This window comes from Streptomyces torulosus (assembly GCF_001419765.1).
Taxonomy (GTDB): domain Bacteria; phylum Actinomycetota; class Actinomycetes; order Streptomycetales; family Streptomycetaceae; genus Streptomyces; species Streptomyces torulosus.
In genome coordinates this window covers 1-9,419 of sequence record NZ_LIRK01000381.1, presented here as the reverse complement: position 1 = coordinate 9,419, position 9,419 = coordinate 1, and the positions used below count along the sequence as shown (strand labels likewise).

Sequence of the window (9,419 nt, the reverse complement as noted above, 5' to 3'; positions counted from 1 at the left end):
TAGATCTCGCCGGTACCGGCGTCGACCATCACCTGCGACGGTTCACAGCCGGTACCCTCCCGGTCGGGCGTGCACTGTGCATCGGCGACGCTTACGGACCACATGACGCGCCAAGGGGTATGCCGGCCCTTGAGGCGGTCGGCCTTGAGTACGTCTGCCTGTATCCGGAGTGTGCCAGGCTCTGCCCCGTTCCTGACCCCTTCCTTCCTGACGATCTCCTCGATCCGCTTGGCCGGGATCAGCTCGGCAGGGAGTTTCACGTGCTTGGGCCCGAAGTCGACCAGCAACTGAGAGACGCGTCCGGCCCGGTTTATCTGCACGTCGAGGCTGCGCGGCATCACCACCCCGCGCTCCTTGAACCGCCACGACGTGAGCCACCCGAACTCGGCCCCGGCACCCACGGATACCGTTTCGCGCCAGGAGGCCGCCTCGGCCCATGGGTAGTGCGCCTTCATGTACGTACGGGCCACGCGGTAGGCACTTCGGGTGTCGTGGGGCGTCACGGAGCCTTGGACGGGGAAGCTCGCTTTTGTCGGGCGGCTGGAATCCTCAAGGCTCACGCTCAGTTGACGGCCACCAGGCCACATCAACTGGCCGGTGTGTCCGCCCGCCAACTGAATGGACAGCGAGCCGTCGTAGCCGTCGATACCCGGGCTCACCTGCACGGCGCCGACCTGGTACCGGTCGCCGAACGCCTGGCGTATGGCGCGCTCGGCGGCTTCGCGCTCGTCATCGTGCGCATCCTGGACGCTGGAACCGTCAGCGCTGTAGGGAGTGATCGCGGCCTGGAAGACGGCCGATCCGGCCACGCCCAGTGCCCCGGTAACCACCAGCGTGCGCCTGGCCCATGAACGCCACGCGACATGACCTCGCGTCAGCGCGAGCCCACCGACCACGCCGAGCACGCCGCCGACGACGCTCATCTCCACATCCGCGCTGCGACATGTTCCGCCCCCGAACGGTGCCAGGGCCTGGGTGAGTTCGATCAGGCAAGGCAGAGTCAGGACGCCGGCCAGTACGGGCAGGGGACGCCGCAGAGCCAGAACGCCGAACAGCCCGAGCGGGACGAACATCGCCAGGTGCCACAGACCCTGCGTGGTGTACAGCGGCTCGGTGATCTCAGAGTTGATCACACACTCGGCCCGCCTGTGTTCACCACCCCGCAGCGTGACTGTGAATCCCAGGATTTCGGTCAGATAAAACCCGAGGGGCAGCCACCAGAGAGCATGGGCAGTTCGGCGCCGACGAGCGACGGCCCACGCGATCATTCCTGCGACGACGGCGATCAGAGTGAGTCCGACCAAGAGCCAGATGCCATCGTGGAAGGCGGCAGCAAACACATCGATGCTCTTTCTCGGCTTGTTGCCTGGAAAAGCGCCCCCGAGATAATGCTCGAGGGCGCCACGAAATGCCTACAGGTTCAGGTCAGCACTTCTGAATGGGGGTCTGACGCTTGTCGCTCCCGCGCTCCTGCAGGAGACCGATGGACGCCTTGCACTCCTGATTCCGATCGCCGAAGCTCCAGGACTTCTGCTTCGTTTGCCCCCTCGTCTGCGTGAAGTAGGAGCTCCAGTGCTCGTTGCCGTTCCGGCTGTAGCCGAGCCGCAGGGTGACCCTGCCACCGTCGGTCTTTTCGTAGGTGGTGTGGGCCTTTGTGCCGGTGTCGTACGTCTTCTTCCAGTGGATCAGCACCCCGTTGTCGAGCTTGGTGCACCGCGCCCAGGGCTGGCCGGTCGTTCCGTCGGAATTGCAGTCGGTGGCGAGGGTGTCAACGACACCCGACGGCTCGGCGACGGACGTGTCGTCTGCAGCGGCGTATCCGACGGCCGGGGTCAGTGTGAAAAGCAGCGCCGCGCCGATGGTGGCGACCCGGCGGGTGTGGACAAGGGTACGCATAAGAGATCCCTCCCGTTTTCCATGGAACACAGGACGCCCGTCGGTCCGAGTGATCGGAGCCGTTCGGAAAACGAGGGAATGCCCAGGCGCGCCAAGACCATATCGACGTGCCCGATACGCCGGAATCCGGCATATGGGTAACCCCCGTTGAAGCGCCACCGCTTTCTGCGTCAGCGCGTGTTCCGATGACCTGGTCAGGGTCCCGGACGCCGCGATCACCATACAAACATGTGCACGGCTTTGCCACTGGGTAACGAAATCCGAATGCTCTGCGCCGCATCATGAGTTCGGAGTCGGGACGTACCCCGGAGCCGGAGCCCGGGAAGAGGAGATACGCTCCGCACCCGGCTGTCACACCCGGCCGGTACCGTCGGATCATGGCTCAACAGGCGGGGAACCCCCCGGGCGAACGGCGTCTCGCCGTGCTCGAAGGCGTCCTGGAACGCATCACGTACGCCAACGAGGAGAACGGCTATACCGTCGCCCGGGTCGACACCGGCCGCGGCGCCGGTGACCTGCTCACCGTCGTCGGCGCGCTCCTCGGCGCCCAGGTCGGCGAGTCGCTGCGCATGGAGGGCCGTTGGGGCTCCCACCCGCAGTACGGCAAGCAGTTCACCGTGGAGAACTACACCACGGTCCTGCCGGCCACCGTCCAGGGCATCCGCCGCTACCTCGGCTCCGGCCTGGTCAAGGGCATCGGCCCGGTCTTCGCCGACCGCATCACCCAGCACTTCGGGACCGACACCCTGAAGATCATCGAGGAGGAGCCGAAGCGCCTCATCGAGGTCCCCGGCCTCGGGCCCAAGCGCACGAAGAAGATCGCCGACGCCTGGGAGGAGCAGAAGGCGATCAAGGAGGTGATGCTCTTCCTTCAGACGGTCGAGGTGTCCACGTCCATCGCCGTGCGCATCTACAAGAAGTACGGCGACGCCTCGATCGGAGTCGTGAAGAACCAGCCCTACCGCCTCGCCGCCGACGTCTGGGGCATCGGCTTCCTCACCGCCGACAAGATCGCCCAGTCGGTCGGCATCCCGCACGACAGCCCGGAGCGCGTCAAGGCGGGCCTCCAGTACGCACTGTCGCAGTCCACCGACCAGGGCCACTGCTTCCTCCCCGAGGAGCGGCTGATCGCCGACGCGGTCAAGCTCCTCCAGGTCGACACAGGCCTCGTCATCGAGTGCCTGGCCGAACTCGCCCAGCCGGACGAGGAGTCGGGCGAGCCCGGTGTCGTACGGGAGAAGGTCCCCGGCCCCGACCCCGGCTCGGACCCGCTCACCGCCATCTACCTGGTCCCCTTCCACCGCGCCGAACTCTCCCTCTCCGCCCAGCTGTCGCGCCTCCTGCGCACGGACGAGGACCGCATGCCCGGCTTCCGTGACGTGGCGTGGGACAAGGCGCTGGCCTGGCTCAAGGGCCGTACGGGCGCGGAGCTGGCCCCCGAGCAGGAGGCCGCCGTCCGGCTCGCGCTCACCGAGAAGGTGGCCGTGCTGACCGGCGGTCCCGGCTGCGGCAAGTCCTTCACGGTCCGCTCGATCGTGGAGCTGGCCCGCGCCAAGAAGGCCAAGGTCGTCCTCGCCGCCCCCACCGGCCGTGCCGCCAAACGCCTCGCCGAGCTGACCGGTGCCGAGGCGTCCACCGTCCACCGCCTGCTGGAACTGAAGCCCGGCGGCGACGCGGCCTACGACAAGGACCGCCCCCTGGACGCCGACCTGGTCGTGGTCGACGAGGCGTCCATGCTGGACCTCCTCCTCGCCAACAAACTGGTGAAGGCGGTACCCCCGGGGGCACACCTCCTCTTCGTCGGGGACGTCGACCAGCTCCCCAGCGTCGGCGCGGGCGAGGTCCTCCGGGACCTGCTGGCCGACGGCAGCCCGGTCCCCGCGGTCCGCCTCACCAAGGTCTTCCGGCAGGCCCAGCAGTCCGGTGTGGTGACCAACGCGCACCGCATCAACTCCGGGCACCACCCCGTCACGGACGGCATGAAGGACTTCTTCCTCTTCGTCGAGGACGACACGGAGGAGGCGGGTCGGCTCACGGTGGACGTCGCGGCCCGTCGGATTCCGGCCAAGTTCGGTCTGGACCCCCGGCGGGACGTCCAGGTGCTCGCGCCGATGCACCGCGGCCCGGCCGGCGCCGGCACCCTCAACGGCCTGTTGCAGCAGGCCATCACCCCGGCCCGCCCCGACCTGCCCGAGAAGCGGTTCGGCGGCCGGGTCTTCCGCGTCGGCGACAAGGTGACCCAGATCCGCAACAACTACGAGAAGGGCGCCAACGGCGTCTTCAACGGCACCGTCGGCGTGGTCACCGCGCTCGACCCGGTCGACCAGCGCCTGACGGTCCTCACCGACGAGGACGAGGAGGTGCCGTACGAGTTCGACGAGCTGGACGAACTGGCGCACGCCTACGCGGTGACCATCCACCGCTCCCAGGGCAGCGAGTACCCGGCGGTGGTCGTCCCGGTGACCACCGGCGCCTGGATGATGCTCCAGCGCAATCTGCTCTACACAGCGGTGACCCGGGCGAAGAAACTGGTCGTCCTCGTCGGCTCCCGCAAGGCCCTCGGCCAGGCGGTGCGCACGGTGTCCGCGGGCCGGCGGTATACGGCCCTCGACTTCCGGCTCGCGCCCCGGGCCCTGTAGCCCCCAGGATCTAGGGAGGGGACCGGTTGAGGGACCCTCTCGCGACTCCCCGGCGTCACGTGAGTGAAATTTGATCGATCAAATGAGTCGCAAAGGTCACACAGCCCTTCCAGATGCCGGACGGAGCGGGCAGGATGAGCAAGTTGGCGGCACTCAGTGCCGCCGATAGGCCCGATGGTCGACCCCGAGTGCACTCTCCTGAGCCAATTGGGGGATGGTAGAGACAGTCAGGGCACCTCGAAGATGAGGCACTACGTCGGTGAGGGAAGACGTGAGCGACAACTCTGTAGTACTGCGGTACGGCGACGGCGAGTACACCTACCCGGTGATCGACAGCACCGTCGGCGACAAGGGCTTCGACATCGGGAAGCTCCGGGCCCAGACCGGTCTGGTCACCCTGGACAGCGGTTACGGGAACACCGCCGCCTATAAATCCGCCATCACGTATCTGGACGGCGAGGCGGGCATCCTCCGCTACCGCGGCTACCCGATCGAGCAGCTGGCCGAGCGCTCCACCTTCCTGGAGGTCGCCTACCTGCTGATCAACGGTGAGCTGCCGACGGTCGACGAGCTCTCCACGTTCAAGAACGAGATCACCCAGCACACGCTGCTGCACGAGGACGTCAAGAACTTCTACCGGGGCTTCCCCCGGGACGCCCACCCGATGGCGATGCTGTCCTCCGTGGTCAGCGCCCTGTCGACGTTCTACCAGGACAGCCACAACCCGTTCGACGAGCGGCAGCGCAACCTCTCCACGATCCGTCTGCTCGCGAAGCTCCCGACGATCGCGGCCTACGCGTACAAGAAGTCGATCGGTCACCCGTTCGTCTACCCGCGCAACGACCTGGGCTACGTCGAGAACTTCCTGCGCATGACCTTCTCGGTCCCCGCCCAGGAGTACGAGCTCGACCCGGTCGTCGTCTCGGCCCTCGACAAGCTGCTCATCCTCCACGCGGACCACGAGCAGAACTGTTCGACCTCCACGGTCCGCCTCGTCGGCTCCTCGCAGGCGAATATGTTCGCCTCGATCTCCGCCGGTATCTCCGCCCTCTGGGGCCCGCTGCACGGCGGCGCCAACCAGTCCGTGCTGGAGATGCTGGAGGGCATCCGCGACGCCGGCGGCGACGTCGACTCCTTCATCCGCAAGGTGAAGAACAAGGAGGACGGCGTCCGTCTGATGGGCTTCGGCCACCGGGTCTACAAGAACTTCGACCCGCGCGCCAAGATCATCAAGGCGGCCGCGCACGATGTCCTCTCCGCGCTCGGCAAGTCCGACGAACTGCTGGACATCGCCCTGAAGCTGGAGGAGCACGCGCTCTCCGACGACTACTTCGTCTCGCGCAGCCTCTACCCGAACGTGGACTTCTACACGGGTCTGATCTACCGCGCGATGGGCTTCCCGACCGAGATGTTCACGGTCCTGTTCGCCCTCGGCCGGCTGCCCGGCTGGATCGCCCAGTGGCACGAGATGATCAAGGAGCCGGGTTCCCGGATCGGTCGTCCGCGCCAGATCTACACGGGCGTCGTCGAGCGCGACTTCGTTCCGGTCGAGGCCCGCTAGGGATTCTCCGGAGGTCGTTCTCCGTCGTGGGGTGTGTGGGAGCCGTTCACCCGGTTCCCCGCGCCCCTTTCGGCTTCCCCGGTGCACACAGGCACGAAAAGAAGGCGCCCTGCGCCGCTGGTCCCCCCACGGGCCGGCGAGCAGGGCGCCTTCCCATGTCCCGGTGCGGATTCCCCCCACGGGATCCGGCCGGGCGTCTGGTGGACCAGCGCCTGAATCGCTGAGCAGGACGGGGTCCGTCCTGCGTATATGAAGATGTCGTGCGGTGAGGTGCGGTCTGCCGGGACGCGTACGTACGGGAGGGCCGCTCAAAGCTCCCCGGGTACGTGCCCCGGCAACGCAGTTCCGGGAACGTCCCCCAAGACATCCCCAGATGCCAGTCGCGCCCCCCAAGACGCTTCTGACATCGCCAACTTAGACTCACGAACCCCTTCGTTGGTTACGTTCGCGCCACTGTGATCTGCGTCTCTTGCCTTATGTCCTGAAGATGCGCAAGAGACCCGATACGGCGACCGAGGCCCCAGCGTAAGGAAGATGCGCGAGCCTTGTGAAGAGCTTATGTGAGGCTGCTTCCGGACTCTAGAGGGACTTTTACCCGGTCGTCACGCAAATGCCCTGAGTCGCAAGCTGTTCGTGACCACGAAAACGGACGAAAAGGCCATTGCCGCCCCCGCGATCATCGGATTGAGCAGTCCGGCGGCGGCCAGCGGCAGCGCGGCCACGTTGTAGCCGAAGGCCCACACCAGGTTCCCCTTGATGGTGGCCAGGGTGCGCCGGGACAGCCGGATGGCGTCGGCGGCCACCCGCAGGTCGCCGCGGACCAGCGTCAGGTCGCTCGCCTCGATCGCCGCGTCCGTGCCCGTACCCATGGCGAGCCCCAGATCGGCGGTGGCGAGCGCGGCGGCGTCGTTGACCCCGTCCCCGACCATCGCGACCGTACGGCCCTCGCCCTGGAGCCGTCGTACGACGTCGACCTTGTCCTGCGGCAGCACCTCCGCGATCACCTGGTCGGGGGAGATGCCGACGGCGGCGGCCACGGACCGGGCCACCCGCGTGTTGTCGCCGGTCAGCAGGACCGGGGTCAGTCCGAGCGCCCGCAGCCGCCGGACGGCCTCGGCGCTGGTGTCCTTGACCGCGTCGGCGACGGTGAGGACACCGACCGCCGTGCCGTCGCGGACCACCACGACCGCCGTGTGCCCCTCGTCCTCCGCGGCCTCCTTGGCGGCCCTGAGCGCCTCGGGGAGGGGGCCGTCGTGGATCCGGCCCACCTGCACGTCGTGGCCCGTCACGCGGCCGTGTACGCCCTTCCCGGGCTCGTTCCGGAAACGCTCGACGGGCGGCAGGGGGCCGAGGCGCTCCTCGGCGCCCGCGGCGACGGCCCGCGCGACCGGGTGTTCGGACGCGTGCTCGACGGCGCCTGCGAGGCGCAGGACGTCCTCCTCGGGGACGCCCTCGGCGGCGTACACCTTCTGGAGGGTCATCCGGCCGGTGGTGACCGTGCCGGTCTTGTCCAGGACGACCGTGTCGACGCGGCGGGTGGACTCCAGCACCTCGGGGCCCCGGATGAGGATGCCGAGCTGCGCGCCGCGGCCCGTGCCGACCATGAGGGCGGTCGGTGTGGCCAGGCCCAGCGCGCAGGGGCAGGCGATGATCAGCACCGCGACGGCCGCGGTGAAGGCCGCGGTCGCGTCGCCGGTGACGCCGAGCCAGGCGCCGAACGTGGCCACCGCGATCAGGAGGACGACGGGCACGAACACGGCGGAGATCCGGTCGGCCAGCCGCTGCACCTCCGCCTTGCCGTTCTGCGCGTCCTCCACCAGTCGCGCCATCCGCGCCAGCTGGGTGTCCGCCCCCACGCGGGTCGCCTCGACGACGAGCCGGCCACCGGCGTTCACCGTCGCGCCCGTGACGGCGTCGCCGACGGTCACGTCCACCGGCACGGACTCGCCGGTCAGCAGGGACGCGTCGACGGCGGAGGCGCCCTCGACGACGGTGCCGTCGGTGGCGAACTTCTCCCCGGGCCGTACGACGAACCGGTCGCCGACCACCAGCCGCTCGACCGGGACCCGGGTCTCCCGGCCCTCGCGCAGCACCGAGACGTCCTTGGCGCCCAGGTGCAGCAGCGCCTTGAGGGCGGCGCCCGCCCGGCGCTTGGAGCGGGCCTCCAGATAGCGGCCCAGCAGGATGAACGCCACGACCCCGGCGGCCACCTCCAGGTAGATCGTCGAGGAGCCCGCCGTGCGGGACACGCCGAACTCGAAGCCGTGCCGCATGCCCGGCATGCCGGCGTGCCCGCGGAACAGGGCCCACAGGGACCAGCCGAAGGCCGCGAGCGTGCCGAGCGAGACCAGGGTGTCCATGGTGGCCGCGCCGTGCCGGAGGTTGGTGAAGGCGGCCCGGTGGAAGGGCAGGCCGCCCCATACGACGACCGGCGCGGCCAGCGTCAGGGAGAGCCACTGCCAGTTGTCGAACTGGAGGGCCGGGACCATGGACATGAGGACCACCGGGGCGGCCAGCAGCGCCGAGACGGTGAGTCGCTGCCGCAGGGCGGCGAGCTCGGGGGCCTCCAGCGGGGCGTCCGCGCCCGGCTCCCGGTCCGCCTCGGGGTCCATCGCCGGGGGCGCGGGGGGCGGCGGCTCCTCGGCCGTGTAGCCCGTCCTCACCACGGTGGCGATCAGATCGGCGACCTCGACCCCCGAGGGGTAGGCGATCTTCGCCTTCTCCGTCGCGTAGTTCACCGTGGCGATGACGCCGTCCATGCGGTTGAGCTTCTTCTCGACGCGGGCCGCGCAGGAGGCGCAGGTCATCCCGCCGATCACCAGTTCGACCTCATGGGTCGACTCGCCCGCGGGGGTGACTTCGGTGGTGCTGGTCATGTCCGTGTCCGTGTCCGTGCTCCGGGGAACGTGCGCAGGTGCGGCCCGGGGCGGGGCGGGGCCCCGCCTGGGCGGGCGGATCTCAGACGGTGCCGACCAGCTCGAAGCCGGCCTCGTCGACGGCGGCGCGCACGGCCTCCTCGTCGAGCGGGGCGGCCGAGACCACGGTGACCTCGCCGCTGGAGGCGACGGCCTTCACCGAGGAGACACCGGCGATCTCGGAGATCTCGCCGGAGACGGCGCCTTCGCAGTGGCCGCAGCTCATGCCGCTCACCTTGTAGACGGTGGTGACGGAGCCGGGAGTGTCGGTCTGGGCGGTCATGTCGTTGCTCCTCGTCGGGGTGTGTGGGATACGGGTAACCCTTCAGGTCTCCTACCCTATACCCCTAGGGGGTATGAATCCAAGAGAGGTCGGGCGCTCGGGGTGGGGTGCGCGGTGTTCAGGGG

6 protein-coding genes are annotated in these 9,419 nt (G+C 68.8%); 2 read left to right on the top strand and 4 right to left on the bottom strand.

Going from position 1 to position 9,419, the window contains the following annotated elements:
• A partial coding sequence (locus AOK23_RS25735) for a VanZ family protein (protein ID WP_240496556.1) occupies positions 1-1,340 on the bottom strand: 1,340 nt, incomplete at its 3' end.
• 85 nt (positions 1,341-1,425) lie between these two features.
• Complete coding sequence (locus AOK23_RS25730) at positions 1,426-1,896, bottom strand: hypothetical protein (RefSeq protein WP_055715014.1); 471 nt, start codon at positions 1,894-1,896, stop codon at positions 1,426-1,428.
• 377 nt (positions 1,897-2,273) lie between these two features.
• On the opposite strand from AOK23_RS25730, the gene recD2 reads away from it, so the two are divergent.
• Positions 2,274-4,535: an SF1B family DNA helicase RecD2 gene (gene recD2 / locus AOK23_RS25725; RefSeq protein ID WP_055715013.1), complete on the top strand. Its 2,262-nt coding sequence runs from the start codon at positions 2,274-2,276 to the stop codon at positions 4,533-4,535.
• 271 nt (positions 4,536-4,806) lie between these two features.
• Positions 4,807-6,096 (top strand): citrate synthase, encoded by a 1,290-nt coding sequence (locus AOK23_RS25720; RefSeq protein ID WP_055715012.1) that lies wholly within the window; start codon positions 4,807-4,809, stop codon positions 6,094-6,096.
• 602 nt (positions 6,097-6,698) lie between these two features.
• Here the strand turns inward: AOK23_RS25720 and AOK23_RS25715 are convergent.
• Positions 6,699-8,972, bottom strand: a complete 2,274-nt coding sequence (locus tag AOK23_RS25715) for a heavy metal translocating P-type ATPase (RefSeq protein ID WP_055715011.1) — start codon at positions 8,970-8,972, stop codon at positions 6,699-6,701.
• Positions 8,973-9,054: 82 nt separating this feature from the next.
• Positions 9,055-9,294, bottom strand: coding sequence for a heavy-metal-associated domain-containing protein (locus AOK23_RS25710; protein ID WP_055715010.1), 240 nt, complete (start codon positions 9,292-9,294; stop codon positions 9,055-9,057).
• Positions 9,295-9,419 lie beyond the last annotated feature (125 nt).